The following is a 16654-nucleotide window of genomic DNA, read 5'->3' on the forward strand; positions in this document are numbered from 1 at the left end:
CGGAAAATCCAGGCGGGGCTCTTTATTTTATTACGCTTGCATGGCCAGGTTTGGCTAATCCGGGTTCTTAAATAAACTACCAGCTGCCGCTGGCACCGCCGCCACCGCTGCTGCCCCCGCCAAAGCCACCGAAGCCGCCCCCGCCTCCACCGCCGCCCCAGCCGCCGCCGCCGAAACCACCGCCACCACCGAAGATGATGGGCGGCACAAAACCGCCGCCGAAGCCACGGTTGCCACGGCCCCCGCCACCCCGGTTGCGCAGCATGGTAAAGACGAGAACCATAACCAAGATGATAAGCCAGAAGGGAAAGCCCGAGCCAGTGTGGTCGCCCTGGTCCTGGCGCTGGGCATCGGCCGGGTCGGCTTGGTACTCGCCTTTGGCCAGGGCAATGAGCTGGTCGGTGGCGCGGTCGAGGCCGGCGTAGTACTGGTTTTGGCGGAAAGCGGGCACCAGCGTATTCGTGATGATGCGCTTGGCAATGGCATCGGGCACCGCCCCTTCCAGGCCGTAGCCGGTCTGAATGCGGGCGGTGTGCTCCTGCTGGGCCACCAGAATGAGAATGCCGTTGTTCTTGCCTTTGCGGCCGATGCCCCAGCTTTCGTAGAGCTTCTGGGCGTAGTCGGCAATGTCGTCGCCGTCGAGATTGGGCACCGTCACCACCGCTATTTGCGAGGAGGTGCTGTCGTTGTAGGCCACCAGCTTGCGTTCCAGCTGGTCGGCTTCGCCGGCTTGCATAAGGCCGGCCAGGTCATTTACCAGCCTCGGCGGGTTGGGCCGGGGCGGAATGTTTTGGGCCGAAGCCGTGAGGGCCAGAACAAGCCCAAGCAGCACCAGCACTGCACACAACCACGGCCGTGCAAAACCAGCCCCGCTGCTGGCAAGCGAGCGGAACAGAGTCAACTTCCGGGCGTTAGCCACAGGATTTTTCATGCGTCGGAAGACGGCTTGGGGCCGCCGAAAGAAATGGCATCGTCCAGTTCGTTCTGGTCGGTACTGGCGTTGTAGGGGAAGTAGCGCTTGAGCTGCTCGCCCACCATGCGGATGCCGCGCTCCAGGCCCAGCACGTAGTTTTCGTGCCGAAACTGCTCCAGCACGGCTTCTTTGGTGGTTTCCCAAAAGTCATCGGGCACGGCGGCGTTGATGGCCGAATCGCCGACGACGGCGAACTGGCGGCTTTTCCAGGCCAGGTAAAACAGCACACCGTTGCGTTCGGCGGTCTTGTGCATATTTAGCTCGCCAAACACCTGGGCGGCGCGGTCCAGGGGCTCGGGGGTGGGGCAGGTGTCTTCGAGGTGCACCCGGATTTCGCCCGAAGTGGTGACCTCGGCCTGCCGGATGGCGGCAACCAACGCTGCATCCTGCGCGGGAGTGAGAGGGGAATTCATCTTTGAATGAGGAATTAAGAATGAAGAATGAGGAATTGAAGAACCGACCGTCAGGCCCATTCTTCATTCCTCATTCTTCATTCCTCATTTAAAACTGCACCGTGGGCGCTTTGCTCGCGGCCGGGTCGGCTTCGAAATAGGGCTTGGGCGGGAAGCCGAACATGCCCGCAAACAGGTTGTTGGGGAAGGAGCGGGTGAAGGTGTTGTAGTCGTTGGTGACGGCGTTGAACTTGTTGCGCTCCACGTTGATGCGGTTTTCGGTGCCCTCAATCTGGGCCTGCAGCTCCTGGAAGTTGGCGTTGGCCTTCAGGTCGGGGTAGTTTTCGGACACGGCCAGCAGGCGCCCCAGCCCGGCCGATACCTGGCTTTGGGCTTCCTGGAACTTCTTGATGTTTTCGGGGGTGAGGTCGGCCGGGTTGAGCTGCACGCTGGTGGCCTTGGCGCGGGCTTCGATGACGCTGGTGAGGGTGCCCTGCTCAAATTTAGCGGCGCCTTTCACGGTATTCACCAGGTTGCCGATGAGGTCGTTGCGGCGCTGGTAGGCACTTTGCACGTTGCCGGCCTGGGCTTTCACGGCTTGGTCGCGCTGCACCATGCCGTTGTAGCCGCACGACGACTGGGTGAGCAACAGGGCCAGGCCCGCGAAATAGAGAAGAAAGCGTTTCATCTTGAAATGGGTTGTGAAGGGTGTTGGTGAAAGGGTTGACGGGTTTCAGAGTGCAGCGGCAAAACCTGCGGCGGGGGCGCCGGTTTGGTACCGGGCTTGGCGCAAAGTACGCAGCTTAGCCCTACTAGTTGTAGCTTGCTGCGTAGCTGCGCGTAGCGCCTGCTTTATCGTCCTCGCATCCCATCCATTACATGAAAGCCGTCATTCCCGTGGCCGGCATTGGCTCGCGCCTGCGCCCCCACACCCACACCCAGCCCAAAAGCCTGGTGCCGGTGGCCGGCAACACCATTCTGGGCCACATCATCGACCGCCTCACCACCGCCGGGCTTACCGAATTTGTGTTCATTGTGGGCTACCTGGGCGATAAAATCGTGCGCTACGTGCGCCGCAACTACCCCGATTTGCAGGCCACCTTTGTGGTGCAGGAGCCCCGCGAGGGCCTGGGCCACGCGCTGTGGCTGGCCCGCGAAGAATTTCGGCACGACCCCGACGGCGTGCTCATCCTGCTCGGCGACACCATTGTGGACGTGGACCTGCGCGCCCTGCTGGCCACGCCCGGCTCGGTGCTGGCCGTGAAGGAGGTGAAGACGCCCAGCATGTTTGGGCTGGTAGAAACCGGCGCCAGCGGCCGGGTAAGCAAGGTGGTGGAGAAGCCCAAAATTCCGAAATCAAACTTTGCCATGGTGGGCCTCTACAAGCTGGCTTACCCCGAAAAGCTGGCCCTGGCCCTGGAATGGCTGCGCGACACCGACGTACGCACCCACGGCGAGTACCAGCTCACCGATGCGCTGATGCACCTCATCGAGCAAGGCGAGGTGATGACGACCTGCTCGGTGGACAACTGGTTCGACTGCGGGCGCAAAGACACCCTGCTCGAAGCCAACGCCCGGCTGCTCAACCAACCCGAGTTTCTGGACGACCTCGACTACTCGCAATACCCCGATTCGGTGATTATTCCGCCGGTGAGCATCGGGCGGGGCTGCCAGATTTCGCACTCCATCATCGGCCCCAACGTGGCCATCGGCGACAAAACCATTGTCCGGAACACCATCATCAGCGACTCCATTATCGGCTCCTATTCGGAGCTGCGCTCGGCCGTGATGCACGACTGCATTGTGGGCTCCGACGCCTCGTTCCGGGGCATGAACCACTCGCTCAACATCGGGGACAACACGGAAATTGACTACAGTTGATTACAAACGGTTTCTCTGAAAAATGCTATTTTACCCAGGCTTTTGGCTAGTTTGGTGAAATCGGAGCCACGTCGGAGCTTCCCCTGATAAACACCGGAGCCAAGCCAGTTATGGCAAAACCGGAATAGTGCTAAAAGACAGCTGCTTCAGGATGTCGCATATTTTCCAGCCGTTTTCAAGTGTTTGTTTTGCAGAATGACTACCTCAAAAGCATTGTTTTTAACCGCTACATGACCACCGCCGACGTAGTAGAGCGTTTATTGAGCCAGCCCGAAAGCATCAACCTAGAATTCAAGCGGGCCCGTAATCAATTACCGGCGGATATTTTTGAAAGTATCTGTGCTTTTCTGAACCGGCAAGGTGGGCATCTGCTACTAGGAGTACGCAATGATGGGGTGCCAATGGGGGTAGCCGAAGAAGCCGCCGATGCCTTGCAGCGCGACTTTGCTTCGCTGAGCAACAACCCCAACAAGCTCCAGCCGGTTTTTCTGCTCGAATTGCAGCAGGTACGGGTGCGGGGTATGCTGTTGCTGTACGTATATGTGCCGCAAAGCTCCCAGGTACATCGTTCGGCCGGCGTGGTATTTGACCGGGGACACGAGGGCGATTTTAGAGTACTTGATAATACCAGCATCAGTCAGCTCTACGCGCGTAAAAGCGGTTATTACACAGAAGCCCGGATTTTTCCTTTTTTGGGGGCTTCTGCTTTCAAACCTGGTCTGCTCGACCGTGCTCGTACGCTCATCCGCAGCTACCGACCTGACCACCCGTGGCTGGCTCTTGAAGACAAGGAGCTGCTCCGAAGCGCCGGGCTTTATAAAACCGATTTCCTGACCGGCGAACAGGGATACACGTTGGCAGCGGCACTATTGTTGGGCCGCGACGAGGTTATTCAGGATATCCTGCCCCACTTTCGCATCGATGCCCTAGTGCGCCGCCGCGACCTGGACCGGTACGACGACCGGCTCGACATCCGCACGAACCTACTGGATGCCTACGACCAACTCATGGCCTTCACAGCCAAACATCTGCCCGACACCTTCCACTTGGAAGGAGCCCAACGGGTCAGTCTGCGCGAAAAGATATTTCGGGAGGTCGTGGCTAACCTTTTGGTGCATCGGGAATACACCAATGCGACGCCGGCCCGGCTTATTATCTACGCTGACCGCGTTGAGGTCGAAAACGCCAATAAGCCCATCAGCCACGGCCCCATCAACCCAGAACGGTTTTCGCCTTTTCCCAAAAACCCAACCATTGCTAAATTCTTCGTACAGTTGGGCCGGGTCGAGGAGTTAGGCTCCGGGATACGCAACGTGACGCGCTACCTGAAAAGCTACCGGCCAGGTGCCAGTGCCGAATTTGTGGAAGAGGACGTTTTCCGCACGATAATTCCCGTCCCAGCTGCCGACGCTGACCTTGTACCCCTAAATCGCCTGGCGGCTATCAAGCCCTTCATCGATAAGTTGGCGACGCTTAACCTAGCTAAAAATGTCAGCAACCGGCTAGCCCAGGAACTTGGTTTTTTCTTTGCGGGCGAGCCGTTAATGGCTACGCAAATAGCTGATTTACTGGCCATAACTCCCCGAACGGTTCGGCGCGATTTCCAGACCCTTCGAGAAGCGGGGTTGATTGAGCCGGCCGAAGAATATGGCTCCTACCGGTTGGCAAATTAGATTACGCGCCACAGTGTGGCCACAGAGATGTCCGTTTCAGGCCCTAAAACGGACAGCGTGTCCTACTTTCTGTCCGTTTTGTCCGTTTGGGCAGCGTTTGGGTTATTGGCAACAACGCTTCCTGTTGGCGGAAGCGAATGAAGCCCCGGCTGCGTGAGCGGCTGGGGCTTCTACTTTAAACGCCTGATGGCGAACGGTGATGCCGTCTTAGTCTATTAGCACTAATTACTAACGCATGAGTTAGCCAGCATGTACCGGACATAGCGTAGCTTAGTCGCTATATTTTATCCCCTTTCTTCAATGTTTCAAGCTCCTACCAAAGACGAAGCCCGTGCCCGCATTGCGACGCTGGTTGAAAACTTCGAACGCCAGCTGCCCGACTACCACCGGGGCAGCTACAACGAAACCCAGACCCGCCGCGATTTCATCGACCCCTTCTTTCAGGCCCTGGGCTGGGACATCGACAACAGCAGTGGGGCCGCCGAAGCCTACCGTGAAGTCATTCACGAAGACAAGGTGAAGGTGGGCAAGGCCACCAAAGCGCCCGACTACTCGTTTCGGCTACCGGGCGGGCAGCGGCTGTTTTTTGTGGAGGCGAAGAAGCCCAGCGTCAAAATCAAGGAAGAAATACTGCCCGCCTACCAAGTGCGCCGCTACGGCTGGAGTGCCAAGCTGGCCCTGAGCATCCTCACCGATTTTGAGGAGCTGGCCGTGTACGACTGCACCCTGCAGCCCGCCCCCACCGACAAGGCCGCCAAGGGCCGCCTGAAGTACCTCACGTTTCGGGAGTACGCGGCGGAGTTTGATTTCTTGTGGGACACGTTTTCGAAAGAAAGCGTGCTGCGCGGCGGCCTTGATAGGTTTGTGACCACCGGCAGCGGCAAGCGCGGCAAGGAAACCGTGGACGCCGCTTTCCTCACCACCCTGGAAGCCATGCGGGCCGAGCTGGCCCAGGGCCTGGCCACCCGCAACCGCCACCTCGACGCCGACGAGCTGCGCTTTCTGGTGCAGATGCTGCTCGACCGCATCATTTTCCTGCGCATTGCCGAGGACCGGGGCATTGAGCCCTACGCCGACTTGCAGGCCGTGGCCCGCGTGAAGAAAAAAGACGAAGTGTACGCCGGTCTGCTCGACCGCTTCAAGGCGGCGGCGGCCCGCTACAACTCGGGGCTGTTCGACCTGGAGAAGGACACGCTCTCGGCCGAGGTGCGGCTCGATAATGCCGTGCTGTCCCCGTTGCTGCAACACCTCTACTACCCGGAATCGCCCTACGAATTCTCGGTGATTGGGGCCGAAATCCTGGGCTCGGCCTACGAGCGGTTCCTGGGCAAGGTCATCAGCCTGGAACCGGGCCGGGTGGTGCGCATCGACGACAAGCCGGAGGTGCGCAAGGCGGGCGGCGTGTTCTACACCCCGGCATACATCGTGAACTACATTGTGGCCGCCACCCTGGGGCCGCGCTGCACCGGCCGCACCCCGCAGGACGTGGCCAAGCTGCGGGTGCTGGACCCGGCCTGCGGCTCGGGCTCATTTCTGCTCGGGGCGTATCAGTACCTGCTCGACTGGCACCTGGCCTACTACCAGACCCATCCCACGGCGGCCCTGCCGCCCGTGCCCACATCGGCGGGCAAGGCGGGGGCCAAAGCGCCGCCCCGGCGCGGGGGTGGCCTCACGCCGGATGGCCGGCTGAGCAGCACCGTCAAAAAAGCCATTCTGCTCAACAACATCTTCGGCGTAGACCTCGATGCGCAGGCCGTGGAAGTGACCAAGCTCTCGCTGCTGCTCAAGTGCCTGGAGGGCGAAACGTCGGCCAGCATTCAGCAGGTGCTGGGGCTGGAGCGGGTGCTGCCCACCATCGACCAGAACATTCGGGTAGGCAATTCGCTGGTCGAAACCGATTTCTACGACGGGGAAATCGACTTCGCCCCCGGCTCCGAAAAAACCGTGAAGCCCTTCGGCTGGCACGACGAGTTTGCGGCCGTGTTCAAGCAGGGCGGGTTCGATGTGGTGATTGGGAACCCGCCGTATGATGTGTTGGAAAAAGAACGACTCGGTGACGGCGACCCGCACGAATTTGTACATCAATACCTCATAGACCGACCTGAATATCAGCCTGCGTTAGGTGGAAAGCTCAATCTGTTTCGATTCTTCATTGTCAAGTTTGTGAACTTGTGCAAAGCAGATGGTCGGTTTGGAATGATAATCCCCTTATCCATCCTAGCAGATATTAGCTGTGCCAGTAGCCGGGATTTTATTCTGAAATCCAGTGAAAATTTGCAATTCGATTGCTTCCCTCAAAAAGATGATGTTGCCAGAAGGGTATTTACTGATGCTAAATTATCCACAGTAGTTATTACAGCAGTAAAGAATAAAACAAAGCCCTCTTCGACCTTCCGAATTCGGACATTCCCAGGTAACAGTCTTGATGAGGAGCATAAGAAGGCTCTTATTGAAACGATAAACCTTAAAAAAATAGACAGTAAAAACCTGCCAATACCCTTACTTGATGAAGCAGATTGGTTGGTATTGCGCAATATCTATTCTCTCCCTAATGTGGTTAGATTAGGAAACTCCGAAACAGGTTTTAAGGTCACTAGAGGTGAGGTTAACCAAACTATACTCCGCCAATTCATAAATGAAGACCCGTCCAATGTGAGGATGTTAAAAGGTGTTGAAGTTGGGCGTTACAAGCAGAACTCCAAACTGAGCCAAGGAAAAAAGGAGTGGTTTGATGAAAAGGAATTTCTTAAAAAGAACTCACCTAAAAGCATAATAAAGCTGCGTCGTATCGCTACCCAGCGAATCACAGGTGTCGATGAAAAGTTGCGAATTGTTGCCACCATCATTGAACCGAACTGCTACTTTGCTGACTCCACTAATTCAGTTGTCAAACTAGAAGCTGGTGAATATGACTTGCGCTATTTACTAGGGCTGCTGAACTCAAAACTGTTTCAATGGCGGTTCAAACTCACTAGCACGAACAATAATGTGGGCACTAATGAGCTGGATGCAATGCCATTTAGGTTACTCAAAACCCCCACCGACAAAATGAAGCACGACGAAGTAGTGGGCCTGGTCGACCAGCTGCTGGCCGGCTACGCGGGACTGGCGGGGCACAAGCTGGCGGCGGCCAAAGAGCAGGCGCAGGCGAAGCTGCGGCACCTAGAGCGCCGCCTCGACGGGCTGGTGTACGACCTGTACCAGTTGACGGAGGAAGAACGGGCGCACGTCGCGGGGGCGATTAAATAGTAATCGCCTTGGCGGGGCGCCTCACCCTCATAGTACCAATCTCATAATAAATAGCGCCCAACACCGTACTTTCGGCCAAAACCGCGCTGCTTATGACTTTCCGCTTTGTCTTAGCCCCACTTTTGGCCTTCGTGCTACTCACGAACCCGCTTCGTGCCCAAACGCCCTTGGGCCAGCCTTCACTCGACGAAGCCAAGGTGCAAATCTGGTGCGCCACGGTGCGCTTCGTGTACGACGACGCCGGCCGGCCCAACCTTAAGAGCAGCGTGCGTTGCGAAGGCGGCAACCTCGACGCCCTGGCCGCCAGCATCCGACCCGACAGCCTGCGCGTGTACAGCTTGCTGTACCAGCCCATTGAGGGCCGGGGCGCTATTTACCAGGGCAAAAAAGACAACCCTGCCCGGCTGGCGGCCCTGGCCAAAGCCATTGTGAACAAGCTGAAAGGCTCGCCGGCCCGCCGCAAAGACCCCGCCCGCATGGCCCGCGTGGCCGCCCTCGAAACCGCCCTCACCAACTACGTGGCCTCGGGCACGCCCTTGGGCGATGTGCACGCCGCCATGACGCCCGAAGCCCCCGATACCGCCGTGGCCGCCGGCACCCCTCTCGGCCCGGCCGAAGCGGCCGAAGCCCAGACTGCCGCCGAGCGCGACGCTGTGGGCGCCTCGGCCACGACTTCGACCAGCACCGAAAGCCTGCTCATGCGCTTTGCCGCCCCGCTGGCCCTGATTCTGGCCATTCTGAGTTTGGTGCTGTACGTGATGCTGCGCGTGACGCTGGGCCAATGGCGCCGCCAGCAGCGCCGCGAAACCCTCACGGCCAAGCAGGCTGCCACCGCCGCCCAGGCCGCCGCCGCCGAAACCAGCGCCGCCGTAGCCGACTCGGCCGCCCGGGTGAAGCGCGCCGAAGCATTGGCGGCGGCGGCGGCCGAAGCCCATCCTGCACCCGCCGCCCCGGCCCCCGACCAGCTCAGCCCCGCCCAGCGCCTGGAAGTGGAGCGCCTGGTGAGCCAGCGCGTAGACGAGGAGCTGCGCTGGCTGCGCGCCAACCTGCCCGAACTGGTAGCTGCGGCCGTGGCAGCTCCTGTGCCGGCCGCCGAAACGCCGGCCTCCCGGACACCGGCGGCAACCGAGGCGCCTGCGCCGGAAAGCACAGCGCCGCCCGTTGCGGATGACGTGCAGATGGATTAATTTACGGGATACCAGCGCCTTTCTTTTCTGCCTCGCTTCGACCAGCAACAGTCCGCCCTTTTCCTCGTTTTCTATGAAAGCGGCCCTTCGCCTGCTTGCGCTGTTGGCGACCACCTTGTCGGCCTGCCGTGCTACCGCCCCCGCGGAGCGCAACACGCTGCCGCGCCACCAACCCCTCACCGAAGCGGCCACGCCCGAACGCGCCGAGCCCAGCCGCCCGCCTCGCCCCGATACCAGTGCACTACCCCCACACCCGCAAAACTGACGTTACCGACACCTACTTCGGCACCTCCATCCCCGACCCCTACCGTTGGCTCGAAAGCCTCGACTCGGCCGAAACCAAGGCCTGGGTAGCGGCCGAAAACGAGGTTACGTTTGGCTACCTGAGCCAGATTTCGTTTCGGGACCGCATTCGCACCCGCCTCACCGATAGTTGGAACTATGAGCGTTACGGTGTGCCCGAGCAGGTGGGCGACGAATGGGTGTTTGCCAAAAACGACGGTCTGCAAAACCAAGCCGTCATCTACCGCCAGCGCGGCCCCGAGGAGCCGCGCGTGCTGCTCGACCCCAACCAGTTTTCCGTGGAAGGCACCACCGCGCTGGCCGGCATGGAATTCAGCAACGACCACCGCTTTCTGGCCTACGCGACCAGCAGCGGCGGCTCCGACTGGAACCAGGTCCGCATTCTAGACCTGGCCACCGATGCCCTGCTGCCCGAAACCTTGGATTGGGTGAAGGTATCGGGCACGTCGTGGGCTGGCAACGGCTTCTACTACAGCCGCTACGATGCGCCCGGACCCGAGGAAGACAAGCTGGCCGGCAAAAATGAGTTCCACAAGGTCTATTTTCATCGACTAAACACGCCGCAGGCTGCCGACGAGCTGGTGTACGAGAACCCCGAAATGCCCCTGGGCTTTCGCATTGTGGGCGTGACGGAAGACGAGCGGTTTCTTATTTTGAGCCTGACCGACGGCGTTTCGGACGGCAACCGCCTGCTGGTGCGCGACCTCACCGACCCGGCCCAGGCCACTACCTGGACCACACTCATCGCTTCGTACGAATTCGACAACAGCGTTATTGGCAACGTGGGCGGTGAGGTGCTGGTGTACACCAACTACCGGGCGGCCAACTACCGCGTGGTGCGCATCGACCCCAGCCAGCCGCAGGAAGCCCACTGGCACGACGTGCTGCCCGAAACCCCGAATAAGCTCGAAAGCGTGAGCCAAGTGGGCGGCCGCCTCGTGGCCGGCTACCTACACGATGCCCGCTCGCAGGTGCAGGTGTATTCGGAAGCGGGCGCGTTTCAGCACGAGGTGCAGCTGCCGGCCATTGGCACGGCCAGCGGCTTCGGCGGCCGGTGCGATGCTACGGAGGTGTACTACGCTTTCACTTCCTTCACCTACCCCACCACGATTTACCGGTACGACCTGGCTGCCAACATCAGCACCGTGTTCCGGGCCCCGCAGGTGGATGTGAACCCGCACGACTACGAAACCCACCAGGTATTTTACCCCAGCAAGGACGGCACGCGGGTGCCCATGTTCATCGTGCACAAGCGGGGCGTGGAGCGCACGGGCCGCACCCCCACCTACCTCTATGCCTACGGCGGCTTCAATGTATCGCTCACGCCGGGCTTCTCGGTGGCCCGCATGCTGTGGCTGGAAAACGGCGGCATTCTGGCTATTCCGAACCTGCGCGGCGGCGGCGAGTACGGCGAAGCCTGGCACCAGGCCGGCATGACGCCGCACAAGCAGAACGTGTTTGACGACTTCATTGCCGCCGCTGAGTACCTCAAAACCAACCGCTACACCGACACCCAGCACCTCGCCATAGCAGGCGGCTCGAACGGGGGCCTGCTGGTGGGGGCCGTGATGACGCAGCGGCCCGACCTCTGCCGGGTGGCACTGCCAGCCGTGGGCGTGCTCGACATGCTGCGCTACCACACCTTCACCATCGGCTGGAACTGGGCCCCCGAATACGGCACTTCCGAGGATGAAGCCCAGTTCCACAACCTGCTGGCCTTCTCGCCCCTGCACAACCTGAAGCCCGGCACCGCCTACCCCGCCACGCTCATCACCACCGCCGACCACGACGACCGGGTGGTGCCCGCGCATTCCTTCAAGTTCGCGGCCGCCCTGCAGGCGGCTAATGCCGGCCCCCACCCCACCCTGATTCGGGTGGACGTGAACGCCGGCCACGGCGCCGGCAAAAGCACCAAGCTGCTGATTGAGGAGTGGGCCGACGTGTGGAGCTTCTGCTACGCCAATATGGGCGTAACGCCGGATAGCCATTAGCCATGTCCATGCGCCTGTTCTACTCCATTTTTAGCTTGGCGTTGGGGCTTTTGCTTCCCGCAACCGGCGTCGCGCAATACTATTTCCGCACGCCTGATGCCGTGCTGCCCGTGCGCAAAAACAGCGTCAGCTACACCCACGTTGACGTGGTGGATAACTTACCACTCGGCAGCAAAGTCCAGAAGGGCCAGCAGATTGCCGTCATTCAGCCCGAGCCCGCGGTGCAGTCGGAAGGCTACGACCTGGTGCTGGCTGGCGCCAAAAAAGCGTACGATGAAGGCTTTTTCCCGCAGGCCGCCGCGGCATTGGCCGACGCAGTAGTCCATGAGCCCGACAACCCTTTCCTACTCTACCACTACGCCCGGGCGCTTTACAAGACCGACGAAACCAAGCCCCAGAGCTACACCGTTTACCAGCAGCTGATTGCCGCCCTGGCCCGCCAAGGAGGCGAGAACGACACTATTGCGGTGGTTGACATGTGGTTTCCGGAGGCGTATTGGAAGCTGGGCACCCTGCAAATGGACAACGCGCAGTGGGCGGCAGCCGTCGACAACATTGCCCGGGCTCTGCTGAGCCTGGAGGAACTGGGAACCCTCAACAGCACGCCCATTCACGAGGAAGCATTGGCCTACCTTACCGAATGCTTCTATAACCTGCAGAACGCCAAGCTGTGCCGCTACTACGGCAACCGAACCCTCAAGCTCTTCCCCCACAACCGCTACGTGCAGCCCTACCTGGCGCACTTGCCCCCAGTTGCCCCACCAAAAGCCAAACGAAAATAATCAGCTATGGAAGTAGGAATTAGCTCTTTCGGCGAAGTGGCCCCTGCCCACGTGGCCGGCGAGGACCACGGCGCGGCCCAGCGCATGCAGGAGCTGCTGGCCATGGGCCGGCTGGCCGACGAAACCGGTCTCGATGTATTTGCTCTGGGCGAACACCACCGCCCCGACTTCGTCATCTCGGCTCCCGAAGTCATTCTGGCGGCCGTGGCTGCCATCACCAAGCGCATCCGCCTGAGCAGTGCCGTCACGGTTCTGAGTTCCGTCGACCCGGTCCGCACGTTTCAGAACTTCGCCACGGTCGACCTGATTTCCAACGGCCGGGCTGAAATTATTGCCGGGCGAGGCTCCTTCATCGAGTCGTTCCCGCTCTTTGGGCAGGACTTAAAAGACTACGATGCGCTGTTCATTGAGAAGCTCCAGCTGCTGCTGAAAATCAACGACAACGAAGTGGTGACCTGGCAGGGCAAGCACCGCGCCGCCATCGACGCCAAAGGCGTATACCCGCGCCCAGCGCAAGCCAGAATTCCGGTCTGGATTGGGGTGGGCGGCACGCCGGCCTCGGTCATTCGGGCCGGGCAACTGGGGCTGCCGCTTACCATTGCCATCCTTGGTGGGGCGCCGGCGCAGTACGTGCCGTTTGCGGAGCTCTACCGCGAATCGGCCCAAAAAGCCGGCCACGACGTAGCTGCTTTGCAGCTCGCCATCAACTGCCACCTGCACCTGGCCGACACCGCCGCGCAGGCCCGCGACGAATTTTTCCCGCCTTACTCCACCCTCATGAACCGCATCGGCCGCGAGCGGGGCTGGTCGCCCATGGACCGCCGCCATTTCGACTACCTGTGCGGCCCGCAAGGCCCGCTGCTCGTGGGCTCGCCGCAGGATGTCATCGACAAGCTGCTGTACCAGCACCGGCTGTTCCATAATACCCGCTTCCTGGCCCAGCTGGTTATCGAGGGCATTGCGCACCCGAGCGTATTGCGCTCCATTGAGCTGCTGGGCACGCAGGTGGCGCCGGCCGTGCGGGCAGCGCTGGGCAGCCCAAACATCCCTATCGCTACATTGCCTGCTTAAAGCAACCATCAGCTTCGCTCACCGGTCAACAAGTTGTCCACCACACCGCTTCTTGTTATGCGCCCCTTCTTTCTTCTCCTGCTGCTACTGGCCAGCCAACAGGCTTTTGCGCAGTCCATCACGGCTTACCAGCTGCTGCCTGCCAATGCGTCGGCCAACGACAATCTGAAACTGGTGTTAACCGTTTTTCATGGGGGCTGCGGCGGCAATTTTGGCTATTCTGTCAACCGCACGGCTACTACCTTGGCAATAACGGGTTGCTACCCAGCGGTGGTCATTGCGATGCCGTGCGTCACGTACGACACGGTTCGATTGGGCCGCCTTCCTGCCGGCAGCTATTCCATTAGCACAGTTAGCCACATTGCCACCAGCGCAGCCGGTTGCGACGGCAGCACCATCACCCCGCCCGGCCAGCCCAATGCGGTGGGCAATTTCACGGTGGGGCTTGCCTTGGCCACTCGCGCGGCCGTGCCTATCTGGCAGGTTGCCCCCACCATTCTCCCCGCTACGGCGTCTACCCTCTGCCTCACCAATGCGTCCAAGCTTCAGCAAATCAGCATCTATGATTTAACCGGCCGCGAAAAAGCTCGCTTCACCGCCGCCGAGCTGGCGGTGCAAAGCAACCAAACCCAAGTACCCTTGCCCGCCCTGGAGCCCGCCATGTACCTGTTGCGCGTGGTAGATGCTACCGGCCAGACGAGTACCCAGCGCTTCTTACGCCAGTAAAACCGGCTTAAATGCAGAAAGCCCCGGCTGCGAGTTGCAGCCAGGGCCTTTTTGTATCTGAATCTTCAAGGCTTAGTAGCGGTACAAGTCCGATTTGAACGGACCTTCTACCGGCACTTTGATGTAATCGGCCTGCTTGTGGGTCAGCTCGTCCAGCTCCACACCGATTTTGGCGAGGTGCAGGCGGGCTACTTTCTCGTCCAAGTGCTTGGGCAGGGTGTACACTTGGTTCTCGTACTGGCCGCCGCGCTGCCACAGCTCCAGCTGGGCCAGGGTCTGGTTGGTGAACGAGTTCGACATCACGAACGACGGGTGGCCGGTGGCGCAGCCCAGGTTCACGAGGCGGCCTTCGGCGAGAATAATTACCTCTTTGCCCTCGATGGTGTAGATGTCGACCTGCGGCTTCACCGTGTCCTTGGTGTGGCCGTAGTTGCCATTCAGCCACGCCATGTCGATTTCATCATCGAAGTGGCCAATGTTGCACACAATGGCCTTGTCCTTCAGCGCGCGGAAATGCTCCTCGCGGATGATGTCGCAGTTGCCGGTGGTGGTGATGACGATGTCGGCGCGCGGAATGGCGTTTTCCATCTTCTTCACTTCGTATCCATCCATGGCCGCCTGCAGGGCGCAGATGGGGTCAATTTCCGTCACGATGACGCGGGCCCCGGCGCCGCTCAGCGAAGCCGCAGTGCCTTTTCCTACGTCGCCGTAGCCGGCTACCACGGCCACTTTGCCGGCCATCATCACGTCGGTAGCCCGGCGGATGGCGTCCACGGCCGACTCTTTGCAGCCGTACTTGTTGTCAAACTTCGACTTCGTAACCGAGTCGTTCACGTTGATGGCGGGGAAAGGCAGGGTGCCATTTTTTACGCGCTCATAGAGGCGCAACACGCCGGTCGTGGTTTCTTCCGATACGCCTTTGATGCCGGCGGCCAGCTCGGGGTAGCGGTCCAGCACCATGTTGGTGAGGTCGCCGCCGTCGTCGAGAATCATGTTCAGCGGCTGCCGGTCCTCGCCAAAAAACAGCGTCTGCTCGATGCACCAGTCGAACGAAGCTTCGTCCATGCCTTTCCAGGCATACACCGGAATGCCGGCGGCGGCAATGGCCGCAGCGGCGTGGTCCTGGGTCGAGAAGATGTTGCACGACGACCACGTCACCTCCGCGCCCAATGCCGTGAGGGTTTCAATCAGCACGGCCGTTTGGATGGTCATGTGCAGGCAGCCGGCAATGCGCGCGCCTTTGAAGGGCTGTGCTGCGCCAAACTCCGCGCGCAAGCTCATCAAACCCGGCATTTCGGCTTCGGCAAGGCGGATTTCCTTGCGGCCCCACTCGGCCAGGGCCATGTCCTTTACTTTGTACGGTTCGTACGTTTTCGTCTTGGTTTCCACCATGATGCGGATTAGATTATTGATTCGCTTTTCAACTGCAAAGATACTGGATTTGTTTGGGGTGAAATGCAACAACGCCCGCCTGGATGGGCGAGCGTTGTGCGTAACTAACCTAGCGAATGGCGGTAGTCTAATTATTCTGAGACAAAAACGCTTTGAGTTTTTGGTCGGCGTTCAGACTACCGTTCGTTCCGCTGAATACAACCGTGTAAATTTTGCCCGCTTCATAGTTCTTGGTACCAGTACCTGAGCCTGAACCGTCTCCTATTTGCGCCAAAGGATTCGCACCCGCCGTGGCCGAATTATCCAGGATGGATAGTGCATAGGTACCCGGAGTAAATTCCGTAAAGGCTGAAGCAGTATTCAGCGCAACGCCGGTAACAATATCTGCTACTACAGGGCCGGTCACTGTGCTGGTAACCTGCGATATGCGAACAGGAGTTGCTACGCCCTGACCCAGATTAATGACGCGAATTCGGGCCTTGCCTGTTGACGGAGCGGTCAGGTCGTCCGTAAATGTCAGGCCATTAGTAGAGGACGAAGACGCGGAGGGAGAGGCAACAAAGGTGTAGGACTTATCCTTTTCAACGACCAACGCAGTTGAAAAGGCCGTTTGGGTTCCGGCAGCAACCTGCAATGTATGATTGCCAGTGTTGATGCTTTGGTAACCACTGTTTCCACCATAAGCTTGCGAAGCTTTTTCAGCATTGTCAACCAAAAACTTTAACGTAGTGGGTGCAATGTGCGACGCTGCATTGATGAACGTTACCTTACCCGTATCCGCAGGGGCAGGCGCCGGGGTATCGCTCTTGCTGCACGCGGCCAGCAGCATGGTGGCCGGCAAAACGGCCTGCAGGGTCCGACGAAAGAGAAAGGAAGTTTCCATGAAAATAAATCGGCTTAAGGGTGAAGCATGTCATCCGGCTTAGCCGGCCGACTCGGCCTGAACGTGCACCGCGGCTACTTTGTTGAGTAGGCGCCCACAAAATATTGGGGTTGCTGTCCTTTTCGGCTTTAGCCGTCGCGCTATATTTGCG

Annotated in this window: 14 protein-coding genes; 9 read left to right on the forward strand and 5 right to left on the reverse strand. The window is 59.7% G+C overall.

The genetic code is table 11. The features are described from left to right. Window positions 1-76: 76 nt before the first annotated feature. From JKL48_RS00875 to JKL48_RS00885, 3 genes are all read right to left on the reverse strand, one after another. Entirely contained in the window at window positions 77-931 is an 855-nt protein-coding gene (locus tag JKL48_RS00875; protein ID WP_201977414.1) for a TPM domain-containing protein, read from the reverse strand. Further along, entirely contained in the window at window positions 928-1386 is a 459-nt protein-coding gene (locus tag JKL48_RS00880; RefSeq protein ID WP_201977416.1) for a TPM domain-containing protein, read from the reverse strand. The genes JKL48_RS00875 and JKL48_RS00880 overlap by 4 nt, the downstream gene beginning before the upstream one ends. Window positions 1387-1474: 88 nt before the next feature. Then, entirely contained in the window at window positions 1475-2053 is a 579-nt protein-coding gene (locus JKL48_RS00885; protein WP_201977419.1) for a LemA family protein, read from the reverse strand. 191 nt (window positions 2054-2244) lie between these two features. Between JKL48_RS00885 and JKL48_RS00890 the strand changes: the two genes are divergently transcribed. From JKL48_RS00890 to JKL48_RS00925, 9 genes are all read left to right on the forward strand, one after another. Continuing rightward, window positions 2245-3246 carry a sugar phosphate nucleotidyltransferase gene (locus JKL48_RS00890; RefSeq protein WP_201977420.1) on the forward strand — a complete coding sequence of 334 codons (1002 nt, stop codon included), beginning with the start codon at window positions 2245-2247 and terminating at the stop codon, window positions 3244-3246. Window positions 3247-3476: 230 nt separating this feature from the next. Continuing rightward, window positions 3477-4919, forward strand: coding sequence for an RNA-binding domain-containing protein (locus tag JKL48_RS00895; RefSeq protein WP_201977421.1), 1443 nt, complete (start codon window positions 3477-3479; stop codon window positions 4917-4919). 300 nt (window positions 4920-5219) lie between these two features. Then, on the forward strand, window positions 5220-8168 hold the full coding sequence (locus JKL48_RS00900) for an Eco57I restriction-modification methylase domain-containing protein (protein WP_201977422.1): 2949 nt from the start codon (window positions 5220-5222) through the stop codon (window positions 8166-8168). A gap of 131 nt (window positions 8169-8299) precedes the next feature. Then, entirely contained in the window at window positions 8300-9355 is a 1056-nt protein-coding gene (locus JKL48_RS00905; RefSeq protein WP_201977423.1) for a hypothetical protein, read from the forward strand. Between the two features lie 73 nt (window positions 9356-9428). Continuing rightward, window positions 9429-9620 carry a hypothetical protein gene (locus JKL48_RS22930; RefSeq protein WP_236668531.1) on the forward strand — a complete coding sequence of 64 codons (192 nt, stop codon included), beginning with the start codon at window positions 9429-9431 and terminating at the stop codon, window positions 9618-9620. Next, window positions 9592-11649 (forward strand): prolyl oligopeptidase family serine peptidase, encoded by a 2058-nt coding sequence (locus tag JKL48_RS23480; protein ID WP_317191869.1) that lies wholly within the window; start codon window positions 9592-9594, stop codon window positions 11647-11649. The genes JKL48_RS22930 and JKL48_RS23480 overlap by 29 nt, the downstream gene beginning before the upstream one ends. A gap of 2 nt (window positions 11650-11651) precedes the next feature. Continuing rightward, window positions 11652-12431, forward strand: coding sequence for a hypothetical protein (locus tag JKL48_RS00915; RefSeq protein WP_201977425.1), 780 nt, complete (start codon window positions 11652-11654; stop codon window positions 12429-12431). 6 nt (window positions 12432-12437) lie between these two features. Further along, complete coding sequence (locus JKL48_RS00920) at window positions 12438-13502, forward strand: LLM class flavin-dependent oxidoreductase (RefSeq protein ID WP_201977426.1); 1065 nt, start codon at window positions 12438-12440, stop codon at window positions 13500-13502. Between the two features lie 57 nt (window positions 13503-13559). Beyond that, the gene (locus JKL48_RS00925; protein ID WP_201977428.1) at window positions 13560-14228 is read left to right on the forward strand and encodes a T9SS type A sorting domain-containing protein; all 669 of its coding nucleotides are present in this window, start codon (window positions 13560-13562) and stop codon (window positions 14226-14228) included. A gap of 72 nt (window positions 14229-14300) precedes the next feature. On the opposite strand, the gene ahcY is transcribed toward JKL48_RS00925, so the two are convergent. Both ahcY and JKL48_RS00935 read right to left on the reverse strand, forming a co-directional pair. After that, entirely contained in the window at window positions 14301-15620 is a 1320-nt protein-coding gene (gene ahcY / locus JKL48_RS00930) for an adenosylhomocysteinase (RefSeq protein ID WP_201977430.1), read from the reverse strand. Window positions 15621-15747: 127 nt separating this feature from the next. Beyond that, window positions 15748-16503: a DUF4397 domain-containing protein gene (locus JKL48_RS00935; RefSeq protein ID WP_201977433.1), complete on the reverse strand. Its 756-nt coding sequence runs from the start codon at window positions 16501-16503 to the stop codon at window positions 15748-15750. Window positions 16504-16654: the final 151 nt, after the last annotated feature.

The organism is Hymenobacter rubidus (assembly GCF_016734815.1).
In the GTDB taxonomy this organism is placed as follows: domain Bacteria; phylum Bacteroidota; class Bacteroidia; order Cytophagales; family Hymenobacteraceae; genus Hymenobacter; species Hymenobacter rubidus.

Excerpts from the sequence above, each read along its gene's own strand:
- JKL48_RS00875 (WP_201977414.1), bottom strand. The coding sequence starts at position 931 with ATGAAAAATCCTGTGGCTAACGCCCGGAAGTTGACTCTGTTCCGCTCG.
- JKL48_RS00880 (WP_201977416.1), bottom strand. The coding sequence starts at position 1,386 with ATGAATTCCCCTCTCACTCCCGCGCAGGATGCAGCGTTGGTTGCCGCC.
- JKL48_RS00885 (WP_201977419.1), bottom strand. The coding sequence starts at position 2,053 with ATGAAACGCTTTCTTCTCTATTTCGCGGGCCTGGCCCTGTTGCTCACC.
- JKL48_RS00890 (WP_201977420.1), top strand. The coding sequence starts at position 2,245 with ATGAAAGCCGTCATTCCCGTGGCCGGCATTGGCTCGCGCCTGCGCCCC.
- JKL48_RS00895 (WP_201977421.1), top strand. The coding sequence starts at position 3,477 with ATGACCACCGCCGACGTAGTAGAGCGTTTATTGAGCCAGCCCGAAAGC.
- JKL48_RS00900 (WP_201977422.1), top strand. The coding sequence starts at position 5,220 with ATGTTTCAAGCTCCTACCAAAGACGAAGCCCGTGCCCGCATTGCGACG.
- JKL48_RS22930 (WP_236668531.1), top strand. The coding sequence starts at position 9,429 with ATGAAAGCGGCCCTTCGCCTGCTTGCGCTGTTGGCGACCACCTTGTCG.
- JKL48_RS00915 (WP_201977425.1), top strand. The coding sequence starts at position 11,652 with ATGTCCATGCGCCTGTTCTACTCCATTTTTAGCTTGGCGTTGGGGCTT.
- JKL48_RS00920 (WP_201977426.1), top strand. The coding sequence starts at position 12,438 with ATGGAAGTAGGAATTAGCTCTTTCGGCGAAGTGGCCCCTGCCCACGTG.
- JKL48_RS00925 (WP_201977428.1), top strand. The coding sequence starts at position 13,560 with ATGCGCCCCTTCTTTCTTCTCCTGCTGCTACTGGCCAGCCAACAGGCT.
- ahcY (WP_201977430.1), bottom strand. The coding sequence starts at position 15,620 with ATGGTGGAAACCAAGACGAAAACGTACGAACCGTACAAAGTAAAGGAC.
- JKL48_RS00935 (WP_201977433.1), bottom strand. The coding sequence starts at position 16,503 with ATGGAAACTTCCTTTCTCTTTCGTCGGACCCTGCAGGCCGTTTTGCCG.